The following is a 19,031-nucleotide window of genomic DNA, read 5'->3' as shown; positions in this document are numbered from 1 at the left end:
TGACACGGGTTTTCCAGCCCCCTGTCACTCTAGTATTTGGAACTTTTAATATTAAGTAGTATGGGGACATAAAAAATGGTTTAGCTGAGTTATCGAACAAAGCCATCAAACAAGTCTGCAAATAAAGTTACCAAATAGGGCGAATATATGGCGTATACCTGTACCGATTAGGATAATAGAATGGGTATGGCGTCGTAAGATATTCCATATCACGTTGACGTAAGTAGTAATAGCGACCCTGACTGTAAGCTTCTTCTAGTTTCTCAATTCCCTCAAGTGGACAAACAGGCTGCCAAGCGAACCCTTCACGTCCAAGTTTATAAGCATTTAGCTCAGTACAAAACTGTTTGAGCCCTTCTTGACGACCTTGTTCCCACAGTTTCCGTTGAGGAACAACGTCTGAAACGCTTGAACAGTCGTTGATGTACTTACCGAAATATGCTCCAGAACGACCTGATACACCATCATTATACCCTGTTTTTTCCCAATCAGTGGATCGGCATTGTTCAGGAAGCAATGCTTTAGTTGTCACACATCCTGATAATGTCAACGCCATTATTATCAATGAAACACTAACAAATATATCTGCTACCGCTGCGTATTTATTTGTCATATCAAATACCTAACTAAATCATAGGTTGAGTGTATTATCACTTCGACTATTCGTTTCTTAACTGTAACATAAAATAGTTTTATCTGGTTCTTTATCTTCTTATAGATAAGGTGTTCAGTACTTATCAAAAAGCGATTTATTTAACTTACGAAAAGGATAGTCGTTTATATGGACACAATAAAGCAGAAATCCAAATATATGGTGGCTATAGTAAAAGTAAAGTAAAAGAGTTATGGTATAACTCAGCTAATAAAAGGGCTATCTGTCATTTTTCAACCATTTTATCTCTTTCTCCGATAAATACCTCCTAGGTTAAAAAAGTAAAGGAGCGGGTTTATAAAATCTGCCGTTTATTTTATTTGTTATGATAGACTAAAAACAAGACATAATGAGTCATTATATTTACTTAATGCTAATTGATGTGTCGGTGTAATCAATATAATAGGTTCAATCACAGTTATTTAAATGACACTAAATAACACATTAGAGTCGAGTATATTTAAGTTTGTTAGCTATCTCTAATGTTGGGAATGTCGGGTTTTTGATATAGATAATGTGGCTTATAACATGGATATTATTTTTTAATAGGCAGCAATAATGAAAACAGTATTGGTGGCAAATCAAAAAGGTGGTTGCGGGAAAACATCTGTAGCAGTAACGTTAGCAGCAGCATTGGCAAATCAAGGGCAGTCTGTAGCATTAGCAGATGCCGATTCACAAAAGTCTAGCTTATTTTGGTTAAAGCTTCGCCCTAAAACGGCAGCACCTATTTATGCGGTGGATTGGCAAGATGATGGCGATATTGGCGACTTACCTAAAAAGGTAGCAAAAAATCTGGGTAAGAAAGATTGGTTAATTATTGATGCACCTGGCTCTTTAACACCAGAGCGTGCTAAGTCACTCATTAGTGAAGCTAAAGCAATTATAATACCTGTATTACCCTCGGTATTTGATGCAGATAGTACCAAACAGTTTTTAAAATCCATTGAAGACATAAAACGTATTCGTAAAGGTAAAGTCGATATTCATTTATTAGCGAACCGAATACGCCCACAAACCAGCGCCAGCCAATCATTAAAAGACTTTTTTGACAATGTTGGTCAGCAGCCTTTGGCATGGATCAGCGAACGCAGTATGTATCCTCAGCTTGCTGAGCAAGGTTTAGCGGTATTTGACCGTACTCAAAAGCCTTATCGAGATGTGCAAGCGCAATGGAAACCGGTTATGGACAAGTTGATGCCTACAGTGGCCAGTAAATATGAAGCAGATTTAGTAGATGCTGAAATTCCAGAGTCTCTTGAGAAATTAGCAAAACCTAATGTAGACTCACATTTATCTTACACTAGCTCTTCATGGTATGAGTAGGATTTTGGCGTGTAAAAAAGCAAATATGTATTGCGTTAATTATTAACTGTTATAAAAGTCCTCAACAGTGGTAAAGTGGTCGCAAAATATATTTACTGGAAACTGCGTATGGGTGTTTGGATTGTTGCTGCTACCGTGCTTTTTTTACTGGGAAGCTTTATGGCATTAAAGCCAGGTGGCGTGGACATACGGCTCGACAAACTACGCATGACTGCACGAAAGCATGAGCTGAATCCAAAAGTCGTTGTATGTCCAGACTGGATACGTGGACGTAATAATGAATTTGGACGTGGGATGCTAGGGCAATATGCCCTTGTTTTAGATAAGAAGAAGTTTTCTGAAAGTTACTATCAAGTTATAGAAGGTCAATTACGTCCTTTAATGGTTCCCAATCATACTGTCGGTAACTTGCTAAGTACACCCAGCGTAAGTACACCTAGTTTAAGTAAGCCCAATTTTTCATTAGATGGTCAGCCCCTTAATTTGCCAAGCAGTATTGCTCCATTTATTAAAGGGGTATATAGCAAGGCAAACTATTTGGTCGTATTTTGGGACGAAGCGGACTATGTCAAACCGCTAAGTAACCCTAATTTTGAGACAGCAAACATCGAGTCTGATTTGATCTCATTAAAGTCAACTATGTGTGATTGGGCTGATAAATTATCGTAAAAATACTTGGGTATCAATACCCTTCAGTGCTTGCTTTTCCTCCCTTAAAATTTCTTCTATTTAAAATGTTTATTGACAGCATTGCCATTGGCAGTGTAACGTCTAAACAATTTGGTCTCATATATGGTTTAAAAGTAATAAAATTTTGGAAAGAAACTAATCATAGATGGCTGAGCATAGATAGCTGAGTTGTAAACTCAAGACAATGTACACGATAATAGTTTATTAGATCTATTAATTATCGCTAGAGACCCTATAAATTTATACATTAAAAAATAGTATATTTAATGTGGTTAAATCTTATTCATCAGCTACTTCTCTATTATTCAGTGACAGGGTAGCGTATGAAAAAAAATAATGAAAAATATTAAGAATTAATTAGGATTGTGAAATCAATGGCAAAGACCACTCGCAAAAAATCAACCTCTACAGCAACCAGTGCTAAAGGTAAGTCACTGGTCATTGTAGAATCCCCAGCAAAAGCAAAAACAATTAATAAATACTTGGGTAATGACTTTATTGTTCGCTCAAGTATTGGACATGTTCGGGACTTACCGACCAGTAGTGGTGCTAAGAAAAAGGCAGCCCCATCCGATGAGAGCTTAACGAAAGAAGAAAAGGCGCAACAAGCCCTAGTGCGTAGGATGGGCATTGATCCAGAGCATGGCTGGAAGGCCGTTTATGAAGTGTTACCCAGTAAAACTAAGGTCATTAAAGAGCTCAAATCACTCGCAAAAGATGCTGATAAAATTTATCTCGCAACGGATATGGATAGAGAAGGGGAGGCGATTGCTTGGCACTTGCGCGAAGTTATTGGTGGAGAGGACAACAAATATCAACGTGTGGTTTTTAACCAGATTACCAAAAATGCTATTCAAGAGGCTTTTAAAGAGCCTGGTAAACTTGATATTGACCGTGTTAATGCACAGCAAGCCCGCCGATTTTTAGATAGAGTAGTAGGGTTCATGGTATCACCACTGCTTTGGCAGAAAATCGCCCGTGGTTTATCGGCTGGACGTGTGCAGTCAGTGGCTACTCGGCTTGTGGTTGAACGTGAAAGAGAAATTCGTGCCTTTATTCCCGAAGAATATTGGCAGATTCACGCCGATACCACTATGAAAGGCGATGATAATGCCAATGTTGCTAAAGACACCCCCATTCGCTTAGAAGCGGTCAAGCAAAATGGTAAAACGCTTAAGCTGAATAACCAAGAGCAGACTGATGCCGTTTTAGCTATTTTAAAGCCCGCCAGCTATATTGTAAAAGAGCGTGAAGAAAAACCGACGCAGTCTCGTCCAAGTGCACCATTTATAACCTCAACGCTACAACAAGCCGCGAGCACTCGTTTAGGTTTTCCTGTTAAAAAGACCATGATGTTAGCCCAGCGTTTATATGAGGCGGGTTACATCACTTATATGCGTACCGATTCAACCTTTTTATCAGGTGATGCTTTGACGTCAGTACGCGGGTTTATAGAAGACAGCTATGGCAAAAAATATTTGCCAGAAAAGCCCAACTTTTATGGCAATAAGCAAAATGCTCAAGAGGCGCACGAGGCCATACGTCCTACAAATGCCAATCTCAAGGCAACGCAGCTAAAAGGCATTGAACGGGATGCGATTCGCTTATACGAGCTAATTTGGCGTCAATTTGTGGCATGTCAGATGCTTCCCGCTAAGTATAAGTCGGTAAATTTATTAGTAGAGGCGGGCAACGTAGAGTTGAAAGCGCGTGGACGTACCATGGTTTTTGATGGCTATACAAAAGTTATGCCACCTGCAAAAACAGATGATACATTGCTTCCTGATGTTAAAAAGGGAGATGAGCTGAATCTTATACAGCTTGACCCAAGTCAGCACTTTACCAAGCCACCTGCACGGTTTACCGAAGCAAGTCTAGTAAAAGAGCTTGAGAAGAAAGGTATTGGCAGACCGTCTACCTATGCTTCAATTATCTCAACCATTCAAGACCGTGGTTATGTCAGGCTTGAAAATAAACGTTTATATGCCGAAAAGATGGGCGATATTGTTACTGACCGTTTGACAGAGAGCTTTCCTGAGTTAATGGATTATACCTTTACAGCGGGTCTTGAAAACGAGCTAGATCATGTGGCTCAAGGTCAGCAGGACTGGAAAGGTGTATTGGATGAATTTTACGGAGACTTTAAAACCAAACTTGAGCATGCTAAAGACGAAGATGGTATGCGTCCAAATGACCCAACGGATGTACCTGATGTGCATTGTGATTTATGCAATAGACCCATGCAGCTTCGTAATGGTTCAACGGGGGTGTTTTTAGGGTGTACAGGTTATAATTTACCTCCCAAGGAGCGCTGTAAAGGCACTAAAAATCTAATGCCAGTGGAGGCATTTGCCAACTTAGACGACAGCGAGATTGATGATAGTGTCGAAGTTAAAGAGTTAATGGAGAAAAAGCGTTGTCCTAAGTGTGGCACGGCGATGGATGGTTATATTGTAGATGGGGGATTGAAATTACATATTTGTGGCAATAATCCAGATTGTGATGGATATACCTTAGAGGAGGGTAAGTTTGAAGTACCTGGCTCTGACGCACCAACGATAGACTGCAATAAATGCGATGGGCAAATGGAATTAAAAACAGGTCGCTTTGGTCCCTACTTTGCCTGTAACAAGTGTGATAATACACGTAAAGTGTTAAAAAATGGTGAACCTGCACCGCCAAGAATGGATCCGATACCGATGCCTGAGCTAAAATCGCAAAAGCATGATGATCACTTTATTTTACGTGAAGGTGCGGCAGGTTTATTCTTAGCAGCGTCTAAGTTCCCTAAGGTGCGAGAAACACGCCCACCTAAACTGTCTGAGCTACGAGCCATAAAAGACAAAATGGAAGATAAATTCCAGTATTTATTTGAAGGGCCAGATGAAGATCCGGATGGTAATCCAACCATATTGCGTTGGTCACGAAAGAAGAAAGAACAATATATAGGCTCGGAAAGCCTCAAAACCAATAAGGCAACACGTTGGGGTGTTTATTGGCGTAACGGCGAGTGGGTAGAAGAGTAGTTTGGTAGCCGGTGCCCTTACAATCTAATAATTGATGACTTGTATGATCGTCGCTTTAATCTTCCTAAAATGGACAAGTGTCTATTTTTGCCAATATATTGCAAAATTGTATTACTTAGAATGACTGAGGATACAAAGTCTCACTGTATATTGCCTAAAAAATAGACACCGCCAACTCCCCGTTTGAATGTTCAACACACCCTAATATGCTCTGTATTATTAGTACATAATACTAATGCATCAGTATAATAAGTTACATAGGTGGTAATGCATCTACTTCGTTGACCTCAAGTGGCTTTAATGTCTGCTGTGAGGCGGGTTTGTTCGCCCTATTTGATTTATCCAGCGTATTTTGAGATGTCCTGTTTTGAGTAGTGTTGTTTTTAGATGATTCAGACTTTTGGTTTTTTTGCTCAGAAAGATCAGACTTAGCTTCGGGGTCGGAAGATAATTCATCAACAGACACTTGACGTTTAGCTACTGGCGCCTTAGGTGGATTAATTGCTGTATCATCTGAATTGGAGTCGGGCTTACTAGGTGCTTTCTTAACCGAACGTACAGGCTTGCTTCCGCCATTATTCGTTAAATTAATAACATCTTGCTGTTGTAGTTCAGATTTAGAAACATTGCTGGTCTTAACCCACTGATAGGGTACAGAACGTAACTGATTACGCATAAAGTCCATCCAAATTGGTAGTGCTGCTACTCCGCCGTATTCTCGTCTGCCTAAAGTAGAAGGCTGGTCAAATCCTACCCAAACGACAGAAACAAGTGAGGGGTGGAACCCTGCAAACCAAGCGTCCTTATTATCATTTGTAGTTCCTGTTTTACCCCCAATATCACTGCGACCCAGAGCCCTTGCTTTAGTAGCAGTTCCTCGCTGTATCACATCACGTAATATGCCCGCCATCTCATAAGCTACTGCCGGTTTTACAATACGGGGTGCTTGGTTGGCAATGCTATATTGAATCAAGGCCGGCTTTAAACGGTCACTTTGTGGTGTGGCATCGTAATAAATTTCGAGAAGATCGTTATTAAGGGGGGGATTAACTTTTTGTTCTGCATTGATGCTGGTTTGATTGTCTAAATTTTTAAGTAAGTCTGGGTTTTCTTTGAGGGCTTTCAAGCTCTCTGCACGTTGTTCTAATTGAGCCTCTAATAGACTTTCATGATCTTTTTGTAGCTGGAGATTTAGTTTTTCAAGTTTATTATTAAAACAAACGGCACAAGCACGCTGAGGGTTTGATAAATACAGTAGCTCATTATTAAAATTATAGATTTGGTCAATGAAGTAAGGCTGAATGCGATGCCCGCCGTTTGCAAAAGTGGCATAGGCTGTTGCCATTTGTAAAGGAGTCGCTTGTCCAGCCCCAAGAGCAAGTGACAATGTTGTGGGTAGTTTTTGTTTATCTAGACCAAATTGATCGAGTAAATGCAGTGCATCGGGGGTGCCTATAGCCCTAAGAAGCCGGATTGACACTAAGTTGCGAGATAAGTATAGGCCTTGACGCAAGGTCATATTTCCATAATGGCGCCCATCAGAATTTCTAGGCTTCCAATCTCCAATTCTCAATGGGTCATCCGATATCATACTATCAGGGCGGTAGCCTTTTTCTAAAGCAGCCGTATATACAAGTGGTTTTATCGTCGAACCAGGCTGACGCCACCCTTGCAATGCTCGATTAAACTTGCTGTATCTATAATCAAAGCCGCCAACAAGAGATTTAATAGCGCCCGTCTCGGGATCTAGGGCAACTAAACTGCCTTGAACCTTGGGAATTTGGGTTAGACGCCAAGCGGTCCTGTCTTTATTCGCGATAACACGCACAATATCATCTTTTGCCACAATATCAGATGCTCGATTTGGGTAGCTTCGGATACGATTGGCGTCTAAGTATTTTTTAGCCCAGCGCATACCAGACCAATATACCGTGACTTCAGTGTCATCTTTCAGCTTAGCTTTAAAACTGTTTTGATTAACCTCAGTAACCTTCGCAGGCTCCATATTTGAGTAAGTTACAAAGTTTGATAGCGGCTGACCATGTGCCTCAGCACCTCGCCAACCATGGCGACGGTCATATCCAATGAGCCCTTTCTTAATAGCAATATCGCCTTCATTTTGATCTTTTGTATCTACCGTCAGCTTAACTCTCCAACCTGAATTAACCACCTCTGCACCATAACGGGCAACCAAGGCATGACGTGCCATTTCGGCCAAATAGGGCATGTTTGTATCGAGTCTTTCTTTATATACCTTTACATTAAGGGGAGAATTGATGGCCTCTTTATATTCAGCTTGGGTTATATATCCTAAACTTTGCATACGCCCTAGAATCCAGTTACGTCGTTCTAATGCCTCATCAGGGTTGGATACTGGATTATTTTGCGATGGTGCTTTGGGTAGACCCGCAAGTGTTGCCATTTCAGCTATGGTTAGCTTATTAAGTGACTTACTAAAGTACTTTCTTGCAGCAGCTTTAATTCCATACGCGCCCTCACCCATGTAAATCTTATTCACGTATAGTGTTAAAATTTCATCTTTAGATAGTTTTTCCTCAATACGACGAGCGAGGTAAAGCTCGGTCAGTTTACGGTTAAAAGTACGTTCAGGACTCAAGAAGTAATTCTTAGCGACCTGCATGGTGATGGTTGAACCCCCCGTTTGTCCCTCATCATCCGTTATAATCTCGGAGACGGCTCTTCCTAAACCTTTGATGCTAATACCACTATGTTCATAGAACGAGGAGTCTTCTGCTGCTAAAAAAGCTTTGATGAAATCTTCAGGAATTTGCTCATAGGTTACCGGCAGTGACATACGATTACCGTATTGGCCAATCAACTTCCCATCTTTACTATAGATTTGTAGAGGCATTTCAAGATTAGCCGTTTTTATTTCAGAGATACTTGGTAAACTTGGAGACAAATACATTGCCATACCGTAAAAACCAATAGGAATAGCCAGAACAAGGATAATAATAAGTGCGATGACGGCAAATATTATAGATAGAAAGTAGTGTATTAAATGAGCTGAGGAAGATTTTTGAGACATAGTGGCTCTATATTTTAAGTACAGTAGTGTGAGATGAACAATGTGAGATAAACATACTCATGAAACGATTTGAGATATGTAAAATAACAAATATTTTTACACAAATCTAAGGTCAATTTAATAGATAGTTGATTAGAATATATTATGTAATGATAAACCAAATTATAAAGTAAACTGACTATATCTTATAGGTTTAAATCTAAAAAATGACATAGGTGCCATTTAAAACCTATTATATGTAATTCAAAGCATTAATAGGATTAAGTTTAAAGATAGTGATTTATTATCTTGTATATCATACAAAAGCTGACAAACTGTTTGCTGATAAGAACGTTGTATTAATGTGTAAAAAAGTGCATAGATAGACTTGTGAATAGACGTTTAGTACTTTTTGATCACTACAGCGCCAAGCTTCGTTCAGTATATGAGTCGCATTATTCAATAAATAGCACTTTTATATTTAAGAAATAAAAGAGATGTTAGATATGAAAGTGAAGTACAGGAAGGTTCTAATTAAATATAAATTAGTGTTAGGCGTATCAGTTTCATCTTTTAAAGTATCTATCCTATTTAGTATCTATCATATTTATATATAGTTTAGCGATAGAAATAAGTATGTTAGGGTATATTGGTGTCCATCTGCTCATTCTAATCTTCCAATTGAACGATTACCAATGTGAATTGATAAGTATGTTAATTTTTAAATAACAAAAAGATTGTAATTAAGCTTATAGAATAATATTCCTTATACCAATCAAAAAAGATTGTTTTAAGAATGTGATAAGTGTAATTACATAAATTTACATGTCTGAACGTAGCGGTATTTAAAAAAGATAGAACAAAAGGTTAAAAAAAATGTTGGGTAACATTGAATCTATCTTTTAAGTAACGTATTGTATCTCTATATTAAAATGGCATATAAACTAGACGAATATGGTCTAAGAAGGAATTCATACTGTGAAGCTATTCACCCCAAAATCGCACCAGTTAGTGGGTGTGGATTTAAGTGCGACTTCAATAAAAATGGTTGAAGTGCAGTATCAACAAGGTGTCTATCATCTTAAGACATATGGCATTGAGAATTTAGAACAAGGTCAGGTTGTAGATAGTACTATTGTCGATATCGAAGCAATTGGTCAGTTGATAGCAGAACTCGCTTGGCGAGTAAAAGTGAGAGCGAAAAGTGCAGCAACTGCTGTTTCAGGTTCTGCTGTCATTACTAAGCTGATTGATATGGAAGCCAACCTGACAGACTCTGAAAGAGAAGCTCAAATTCGTCTAGATGCTGATCAATATATTCCTTACCCGTTATCTGAAGTTAATTTAGACTTTGAGGTAATTGGTCCATCGCCTGTTAATAGTGCATTGGTACAGGTTTTATTAGCGGCATCAAGGTCAGAGAATGTGGAGCAGCGAGTAGACGCCTTAGCTTTTGGTGGTTTTGACACCAAAATTATGGATATTGAGTCACATGCTATAGAACGGGCATTCCAGTTGATTGAAAATACGCTTCCAAACGCGCCAAATGTTATTGGTTTAGTCGATATTGGTCATACTCACACCACCTTATATGTTGTTAAGGATGGAGAGTTCGTTTACAGCCGTGAACAGCTTTTTGGTGGCGCTCAATTGACCGACTCAATTCAAACTAAATATGGCATGACATTTGAAGAGGCTACATTTAACAAGCGTGAGATGAATCTGCCTGATAATTATCGAAGTGAAGTGCTAGTGCCGTTTATGGAAAGCTTAATTCAACAAATTACTCGTTCGCTACAGTTCTATTTTTCATCCAGCCAATATACAAATGTGGATCATATTGTATTGTGTGGGGGCAGTGCCTCCCTACCAGGCTTAGTAACTATGGTAGAGCAAAAAATTGGGACAGAGGCTACCCTTGCTAATCCCTTTACTAATATGACGATTGATCCGAGCATAAACAGCGAACAGCTGGCTATTGATGCGCCTGGATTAATGGTGGCTTGCGGGCTAGCGTTAAGGAGTTTTGACTAATGGCACGCATTAATCTATTGCCTTGGCGTGAACAATTACGTGAACGTAGAAACAAAGAATTTATAACCCTAGTTATTGCGAGCTTATGTTTAACCATTGCCGTTGCCTTCGGAGTATGGACTTATTTTAATAAGGCATTGGCAGATCAAAATCTAGCCAATGATCACATTAGTGCAGAAAATAAGAAACTAGACGACAAGCTGGCAGAAATAGCTATCTTAGAGCAACGCCGTGAGGAGATTATCTCGCGTATGCGGGTCATTCAAGATTTGCAAGGCAAACGCCCTCTTCCTGTAAGAGTGTGGGACGATGTTGCTAAAGCAGTTCCTGAGGTTATGTATTTAATCTCCTTTCAACGTGAAGGTGATATGTTAACTTTTACAGGGCGAGCTGATAACCCTAATATCGTGTCTAAACTGGTAAGAAATTTAGATGCAAGCCATTGGCTAGCAGATTCTAAAGTTAAGTTTATAAAACAAAATGTGAATGCTTATGAAAGCGTTGAGACTAAAAAGATTAAAGGGGATGAAGAAACTGAAGGTAGACCCATTTATCCTGAAGACAGCTATATAGAGTTTGTAGTAACGTCGCAAGTTGTGACTGCTGCTGAAGGCAGAAAAGCGCTAGAGGCTGATGATTCTAATATAGCACCTGAGCCTCAAAAAGAAATAGGAGGCAACTGATGATAAGACGCCCGTACAAACAGTCTACCTACGCTACACCTTCTAATGGACGCCAGACTAAAAGCTTTCAAGATTTTTTGCATAGCATACAAAATCTTGATACTGAGAACTATGGCAGTTGGCCTATTGCGATTAAAGTTTTTGTGATTCTCTTGTTGCTTGTTTTGATAGCTTCTCTCGCTTTTGCCTTTCCTATTAAGAGTAAAATTGACGAAATTAAAGCCGCAGAAGCTCGGCAACAGACCTTACTTCAAGTGTACCGTGAAAAAGAATCTAAAGCCCGTCATCTTGATGAATATAAACAGCAAGTTGCACAAATGGATATTGAATTTAAAGAGCTGTTAAATCAACTGCCTAAAGAAACACGAGTGTCTGAGCTTGTGACTGGTATTAACATGACCGGTATTGGCAGTAATATCCGTTTTAAAGATATTTCTATTGAACCAGAAATAGATCAAGAGTTATTTATCGAGCAGCCTATTCGCATTGAAGCGGTTGGGGAATATCATCAATTTGGCGCTTTTCTTAGCGGGCTTGCGGCACTACCTCGTATTATTACTTTGCATGATTTCGAAGTAAATAACCCTCAACCTTCTCTGGATACTTTGCCTGAGCTAGTCTTGATTCTAAATACAAAAACATATCGTTCTAAAGCATTGGCTGATCCCATCTCAAATGCTTCTCAAGAAGATACGGCGCAGGGAGAATAACTAATGATAATTCAACGCTATTCTGTGCCTCAAGAGCTAACCAATAAGCATACTAAGAAATCAGCTTCTGCGGTCAAATATAATGTAACTAACGCAGAGACTCATAAATTAGCCGCAACTTTTGCATTGGGCATTCGAGTTATGCAAAAATTTTGCATCCATTACCTTAACCGCCTTGATAAGGGGTGTAAAAAGTGGCTTGCGCCTTCTCTTTTGATAGGTATTGTAGTGCTTTCTGGCTGTACAGATAGGGTCATGCTGGCTAGTGACAAGATGGCTGAGATTCGTAATTCTAAGTCTCAGCCTGTTGAGCCAGTACCGAAACCTATTTTGGTCGATGATTATGTGTATGATGCGTCAGAACTACGTAGCCCTTTCATGCCACCAAGCTTATTAAGCAAACAACAGGTAATAGATAGTAATAGTGGTGTCACACCAGACACTACGCGTGAGAAAGAAGCGCTTGAGGCATTTGAGCTATCACAATTGGTTTACCGAGGTAGAGTGATCTCTCCAGAAGGGGTGGAGTTTGGGCTTATTCAAAGACCAGATGGTGTAGTAGACAGTGTTAAAGTGGGAGATTACATGGGTATGAACCATGGCCGTATCGTTGAGATTACAGCGACCCAAATAAATCTTATCGAAATTGTGCCTGATAACCGTGCAGGATATGTAGAGAAACCTGCCTCTGTGGTGTCACCTATCTAACAGTGTTTTTAAGGACAAATAATAATGACAATATTAAACAAAGGTATTAGCCACAGGAATTTAACACCTTCTTACCTGATGATGAGCATTGCTGCCACGAGTATAACGATGGTAAGTGTTAATGCCTATGCTAATCAAACATTGACATCGTTGAGTGTGGTGCAGCCCTCAAAACAGACCACTCAATTACGTTTGGATTTTGATGCGCCTCCAGTCATTCCAGAAGCCTATCAACTTGAGAACCCAGATCGTCTTGTTCTTGATTTTAATCAGGTAAGTAATGATTTGCCTTCACGATATAATGAGATAAATCAAGGGGTAGTGACAGATATTACAACCTTAAATAATGAGGAAACCACAAGGTTGATTGTTGGATTGACCAGTCTTAAAAATAAAGAGTTTACCACGCTAGCAGAGGGCAACTCCCTTTTAGTTAATATTGCAAATACTGATGCAAATAACAATGCAAATAACAATGCAAATGCCCAGACCAGTACCAATATATCGCTATCGCCACTATCAGAACAGCAGTCTGTACAAAACGTTTCTCCAGCGCAGACAAATAATGTGGAGTCGGCTCAAGACTCCCGCATTGCTTATAGTATCGATACTGCTGAGAGACCAGCGTATGTAGAATCGACATTGTCATCTGCATCAACGCCTGGTTTTATTCAGCAAAACATAAATGCAATGAATCAACCAAAAACTCAAGCAAATCAAGATCAGAAAAGTCAGAGTAGTACCGATAAAACGATGGTGGTTAGAGTTAATCCGCTTTTAAACCCTGCCAGTGCCACGTATATTAGTCAAAAGTATAATTATAATGGCGTGACTAATGTTTCTTATACTGGAAGTTCAGAGGGCGGCGGTTCAATTAATGTTGGTATTGCTAATGAAAGTATTCCGGTAGATATTCAACGTCAAGGTAATAAAATTGTGGTGCGAGTGACAGGTGCGACGGTGCCACCAAATCTTGTGCGCCAACATAATGTGAGTGGCGGCCTCGTCTCTTCGGTTAATGCTAGAAATAATGGTAAAAACGGCATTATTACTATTGCTATGGGTAGTGACTTTGAATATCAAGCATTTCAGTCTGGCACTCAAGTTAATATTACAGTTAAGCCGCCGAAGTTATTACGTGAGCCCACCTTGGAGGAAAAACAATATACGGGCGAGACACTTTCCGTGGACTTCCAGAATGTTGCAATACGTAATGTGTTGCATCTATTGTCTCAGTTTACCGAGCTGAATATCGTGGCAACTGACAGTGTTACTGGCGATATTACTTTAAACCTTATCAATGTACCTTGGGATCAGGCTTTAGATATTATTTTAAAAAGTAAGAACTTGGCCATGCGTACTAATGGTAATGTTATCTATGTAGCGCCAGCATTAGAGCTTGCTGAACAGGAGCATAAGGAGTTAGAACAACAACAAAAAGTCAAGGACTTCTTGCCACTGCGAACTGAGTACATTCGTTTAAGCTATGCTAAGGGAGAGGATGTGCTTAACTTGATTGCCGCTGGTAGAAACTCGGATAGTAATATTGATAATGAAAGAGGAACTTTATTGTCTGAACGTGGTACGGTAACAGTGGATGCGCGTACAAACACACTTATTGTGCAAGATACTTCAGATAGTATTGAAAATGTACGTGCCCTTATCTCTAAAATTGATATTCCTGTCCGCCAAGTCATGATCGAAGCCCGAATCGTCAGTGCAACAGATAACTTTAGTAAAGAGTTAGGGGTAAAATGGGGAATTTTGTCTAATGGCGTGGCAAACAACCGTGATTTATTGGTGGGTGGCAGCGATCAAACACTCGCTGATCTGAAAGACTTTACCATAGAAACTACAACTATAAATGGTCAACAGGTAAGTTATCCCACCTATACTATTAATCGTCCGGAAAACTTAAATGTCGACTTAGGGGTAGCAAATCCAGCTGGTCGTATTGCCTTTGGTTTGCTAAGTATGTCTGATCTAATGATCGACCTTGAACTATCGGCTATGCAAGCAGATGGTCGAGGGGAAGTTATCTCTTCCCCAAGAATTTTAACCATGGATAAGCAAACTGCAAAAGTAGCTTCAGGTACACAAATTCCGTATCAGGAAGCCTCCGCTAGTGGCGCAACTTCCACAAGTTTTGTAGAGGCAGCATTGAGCTTAGAGGCAACCCCTAACATCACGCCCGATGGTAAAATTGCGTTAGAGTTGAATATTCAAAATGCGACACCAACAAGCTTAGCGGTAAATGGGGCTGTGGCAATCTCAAAAGATTCATTAACTACCAACGTGATTGTTGAAGATGGACAAACTATTGTATTAGGCGGTATTTTCCGTAATCAGACCAGTAATGGTGTTGAAAAAGTTCCTTTCTTAGGCGACCTTCCTTATGTCGGTCGCTTATTTAGAAATGATAAGCGTAGTAATGAAAAACAAGAGTTGCTTATTTTTGTGACGCCAAAACTGCTTACAGATGGTGTCACTCGACTCAATTAGAATGCCTTGACTTCTTGGGCAAAATTACGATTGGTTTAGTTGTATTTTGATTGAATTTATAAAATTCGAGGGCAGTTCTTAAGGAGCTGTCCTTTTTTATGGTAATTTAGGTCAGCGTAGCTTACGCAATACTGATAGAGTTACATTATTAAATGGATAGTGAGTCAATGACAGACTGGCTACGCTGGTATGCTTGATTAATATACGTCGTGACCCGTTTTTACTCGCCTCACTTGTATCAATTTTATTTTTGTTCCACTATATGTATTTATACTGTATAGATATTTAGCACTGATAAAGAATGTATTAATGATAAAAGCAGGCTTTAACTTAATGCAATTATAGTAGCTAAATGCCTGTATAATTTAAAAATTTATTTGAGAGAGGCCTAATGCAAGCAGCTTTACCATCATTATTTATTGTAGGGCCCATGGGAGCTGGGAAAACTACTGTAGGGAGACTATTGGGTAGATATTTTGGGTGTGACTTTATTGACAGCGACCATTATATCATTGAGCAAACAGGCGCAGATATTGCTTGGATCTTTGAAAAAGAAGGTGAAGCTGGGTTTCGAGCTAGAGAAGCTCGGGCCATTAAAGAGCTGACAGCCTTGCCTAATATAGTATTAGCAACGGGTGGTGGTGTGGTCATGCACCCACAAAATCGCGAATGTCTTAAGCAAAATGGCATCACAATTTATCTGCAAGCAAGTGTTGATGTCCAAATGAAAAGAACGGCAAAAGATAAATCTAGACCCTTATTAAACACCCCAAATCCTCGTGAAGTTTTGCAATCCTTGTATGATATAAGAGACCCACTGTATCGAGAAGTAGCCGATATTGTGGTTGCTACAGGTGATGGTTATCCTAAATATATGATGAACAAAGTGGTTCAAGAGTTATGCCATAAATATCCTGATATTTTTAATCAAGATTAAGCCATTTAACAGTGCTTTATGGCAGTACTCAACTTAAATCTCATTGCTCAAGCAGATGACTCCACGCTTTTCTCACCGTATTCATGGGTTAACCATCCTATAATAACAAGAGGATTGAATGCAACAATAAACCCAGCTAAAAACTGCGTCACTCTATTGAAGATAACTATATATCCATATCCGAGAAAACTATGACCACTAACCTAACGGTACATACTCAAAGTCACGATTACCCGATTCAAATTACCAGTCAGTCGCAAATGGCATTACAGATTGAGCCTTATATTAAAGGCAATCAAGTCATGATAGTGACTAATGAGACCGTTGCTCCACTGTATTTACATGCGCTGTTATCGGAGCTTAAAAAAACGCATAACGTGATGCATATCATTTTGCCAGACGGTGAACAATATAAAAACCAGCATCATATTAATCTGATTTATGATGCTTTGATGGATAACCATTGTAGCCGTGATGTTACGCTTGTAGCGCTTGGAGGTGGGGTTATAGGTGATATGACAGGTTTTGCTGCGGCTTCGTTTATGCGGGGTGTTAACTTTATTCAGATACCGACAACTTTATTATCACAAGTTGATTCAAGCGTTGGTGGTAAAACAGGCATCAATCATCCTAAAGGTAAAAATATGATTGGGGCATTTTGGCAACCTCGTATGGTGCTTGCTGATATGCACACTTTAACGACTTTGCCTAACCGTGAGCTATCTGCAGGTATTGCGGAAGTTATTAAGTATGCTCTGATTATGGATGTGAGTTTTTTAACTTGGTTAGAGGCGAGTATGGCCTCGCTTATGGCACGGGATGAAGCCACATTGGCTGAAGCAGTCGCGCGATGTTGCCAGTATAAAGCAGATATTGTTGCTCAGGATGAACGTGAATCTGGTAAACGTGCCTTGCTTAACTTTGGTCACACATTCGGTCACGTGATTGAGACTCATGAGGGTTATGGTAGATGGTTACATGGAGAGGCAGTCGCTGCGGGTATGGTGCAAGCCGCCAAATTGTCTCAAAAGATGGGTTGGATCAGTGAAGACGATGTTCAGCGTATATGCGATGTATTGCTTGCAGCAGGGTTACCCATATTACCACCGAAGATCGAATGTAGAACAGCGTTACAATTAATGCAGCATGATAAAAAAGTTAAGTCAGGACAACTCAGGCTGATTTTGTTAAAATCTCTTGGAGAAGCTATTGTTACTGCGGATTTTGATCAAAAAAGTCTAGAAGAAGTTTTAAGTGAGTAGCCGTTATTTATGATAACTTTAGTTACTATAGTTAAAGAGCTTTAAAATAGTTAAAGAGCTTTAGAATCGATACAAGGCAGTCGAGTGACAGTACTACTATTATAGACGAAAATAGCCAATTGTAGGTTGTAAACACAGGTTCCAAGTATTATTTAGTGACAATATCAGCTCCAAACATCTAATTATTTATTGAAAATTAATGGATTTGCTCTATGGCAAACACACAAAGCACTACGCCTAACCAATCTAATGCAACTAAAAAGCGTGTTATCACAAGTATCTGGCTTATTATGGCACTGTTGTCGGGCGTTACTGCTTTGGCACTTTGGATGTTTAGCTCAGCGCCTGCTTTTAACGAAGCCAAAGTTACAAAAGAGGAAGCAAAAATCGATGAGGTAACCTCGTCTAATATTGGCAGGATTAAGAGTATTGATGAGCTTAATGAGTTGGATAACGCCGTTCAGCCCATCTCATTTGATGCGCTAGTGAGAGATTTGCGTGACTATCCTCCAGAATTTAAAGATGCTAAGTTTTTTAAAAAGCACAAAGGCGAGTGGACGGTTCAAGTAATGGATGTCTCAGAGCATGAGATTATTACGGACTACCTTAATACACGTGATGACAGAGAAAAATTTGCTTATTTTCGTTATCGAGATGATGATAATCAAGCACGCTATTTGTTGACCTACGGCATGATGAGGTCGCCGCAACTGGCAATGGGAACAGCAAAAACAATTAATTTTGATTTGCCAGCAAACGTTACCGTATTGCCTGAAGAAGTTGATGTATATTTAGATTTAATTGAAAATTACGAATTAACGCCACCAATTAAAGACTTATCAACAAATCGTGCGAGGAAGATTAAACTGCAGCCTACCAAGCGTGAGCTTGAAGTAAGAACTCAATCGACCCGTAATAACGAGCCAAAACTTGAATCTCAAGAACAAAGTAATATGAGTGCTCAAAGTTCAAACTCTTCTAATAATGGGGCCGCTAGTGAACAAATAGAACAGAAGCCGATCAGAGATTCTAAAGATACGAGTGACGTTCTATCTGTTCAAGAGCAAAGAAAAATAGATCAACAACTGTTAGATTCAGGTAATAGCAACAATAATGCTGCCAATAAAAGTCTTACTCCAACAGATAACAATCAATCTTCCAAAGATTCCAATATTAATAAAGAAACCAAACCAAAAGTCGCTGAGCCAGCCAAACCTAGTGAGAAAAAAATGACCAAAGAAACTGACAGTTCAAGTTCAGCTTCACAGACAAAAGATGTTGATAAAATTAAGCAGCTCATTGACCAAAAAACACAGTAGCCGTGTCCGAGTGACGAGCAGTATGTGGTAGATAAGTCATAAAACGTAAGGTTAAGCTCAGTATTTTTTATGCTTTCCCACAGTTTTATGCCTTATCCGCTATTGTAATACGCTATTAATACCCTCTTTTTTTCGTCTAACTTCCTCCTTTATT

Annotated in this window: 13 protein-coding genes; 11 read left to right on the top strand and 2 right to left on the bottom strand. The window is 39.4% G+C overall.

Annotation, left to right across the window (positions count from 1 at the left end; translation table 11 throughout):
* Positions 1-127: 127 nt before the first annotated feature.
* Positions 128-613: a DUF2799 domain-containing protein gene (locus AC2SLN_RS09120; RefSeq protein ID WP_486548167.1), complete on the bottom strand. Its 486-nt coding sequence runs from the start codon at positions 611-613 to the stop codon at positions 128-130.
* A 597-nt stretch (positions 614-1,210) separates the two neighbouring features.
* Between AC2SLN_RS09120 and AC2SLN_RS09115 the strand changes: the two genes are divergently transcribed.
* The 3 genes from AC2SLN_RS09115 to topA all read left to right on the top strand — a co-directional run bounded on the left by AC2SLN_RS09115 (position 1,211) and on the right by topA (position 5,694).
* Complete coding sequence (locus AC2SLN_RS09115; RefSeq protein WP_486530989.1) at positions 1,211-1,978, top strand: ParA family protein; 768 nt, start codon at positions 1,211-1,213, stop codon at positions 1,976-1,978.
* 108 nt (positions 1,979-2,086) lie between these two features.
* Positions 2,087-2,647 (top strand): hypothetical protein, encoded by a 561-nt coding sequence (locus AC2SLN_RS09110; protein WP_486548168.1) that lies wholly within the window; start codon positions 2,087-2,089, stop codon positions 2,645-2,647.
* A gap of 395 nt (positions 2,648-3,042) precedes the next feature.
* Positions 3,043-5,694 (top strand): type I DNA topoisomerase, encoded by a 2,652-nt coding sequence (gene topA / locus AC2SLN_RS09105; protein ID WP_486548169.1) that lies wholly within the window; start codon positions 3,043-3,045, stop codon positions 5,692-5,694.
* A gap of 253 nt (positions 5,695-5,947) precedes the next feature.
* Here topA and AC2SLN_RS09100 read toward each other — a convergent pair whose 3' ends face one another.
* Positions 5,948-8,743: a penicillin-binding protein 1A gene (locus tag AC2SLN_RS09100; protein ID WP_486548170.1), complete on the bottom strand. Its 2,796-nt coding sequence runs from the start codon at positions 8,741-8,743 to the stop codon at positions 5,948-5,950.
* A 957-nt stretch (positions 8,744-9,700) separates the two neighbouring features.
* Between AC2SLN_RS09100 and AC2SLN_RS09095 the strand changes: the two genes are divergently transcribed.
* The 8 genes from AC2SLN_RS09095 (at position 9,701) to AC2SLN_RS09060 (ending at position 18,877) form a co-directional block, all read left to right on the top strand.
* Entirely contained in the window at positions 9,701-10,756 is a 1,056-nt protein-coding gene (locus tag AC2SLN_RS09095; RefSeq protein ID WP_486530993.1) for a pilus assembly protein PilM, read from the top strand.
* Positions 10,756-11,439, top strand: a complete 684-nt coding sequence (locus AC2SLN_RS09090) for a PilN domain-containing protein (protein WP_486548171.1) — start codon at positions 10,756-10,758, stop codon at positions 11,437-11,439. The genes AC2SLN_RS09095 and AC2SLN_RS09090 overlap by 1 nt, the downstream gene beginning before the upstream one ends.
* Complete coding sequence (locus AC2SLN_RS09085) at positions 11,439-12,149, top strand: type IV pilus inner membrane component PilO (RefSeq protein ID WP_486548172.1); 711 nt, start codon at positions 11,439-11,441, stop codon at positions 12,147-12,149. Before AC2SLN_RS09090 ends, AC2SLN_RS09085 begins: the two co-directional genes overlap by 1 nt.
* A gap of 3 nt (positions 12,150-12,152) precedes the next feature.
* A complete protein-coding gene (locus AC2SLN_RS09080; protein WP_486548173.1) occupies positions 12,153-12,857 on the top strand; it encodes a pilus assembly protein PilP in 705 nt (234 codons plus the stop codon).
* A 24-nt stretch (positions 12,858-12,881) separates the two neighbouring features.
* Positions 12,882-15,359 carry a type IV pilus secretin PilQ gene (locus AC2SLN_RS09075; protein ID WP_486548174.1) on the top strand — a complete coding sequence of 826 codons (2,478 nt, stop codon included), beginning with the start codon at positions 12,882-12,884 and terminating at the stop codon, positions 15,357-15,359.
* A 391-nt stretch (positions 15,360-15,750) separates the two neighbouring features.
* Positions 15,751-16,296, top strand: a complete 546-nt coding sequence (locus AC2SLN_RS09070; protein ID WP_486548175.1) for a shikimate kinase — start codon at positions 15,751-15,753, stop codon at positions 16,294-16,296.
* Positions 16,297-16,487: 191 nt separating this feature from the next.
* Positions 16,488-17,558: a 3-dehydroquinate synthase gene (aroB, locus tag AC2SLN_RS09065; protein ID WP_486548176.1), complete on the top strand. Its 1,071-nt coding sequence runs from the start codon at positions 16,488-16,490 to the stop codon at positions 17,556-17,558.
* Positions 17,559-17,770: 212 nt separating this feature from the next.
* Positions 17,771-18,877: a hypothetical protein gene (locus AC2SLN_RS09060; protein ID WP_486548177.1), complete on the top strand. Its 1,107-nt coding sequence runs from the start codon at positions 17,771-17,773 to the stop codon at positions 18,875-18,877.
* Positions 18,878-19,031: the final 154 nt, after the last annotated feature.

The sequence above is a fragment of the Psychrobacter sp. CX90 genome (assembly GCF_057396305.2).
The sequence above is the reverse complement of the archived record's forward strand: the minus strand, read 5'-3'. Positions and strand labels throughout refer to the sequence as shown.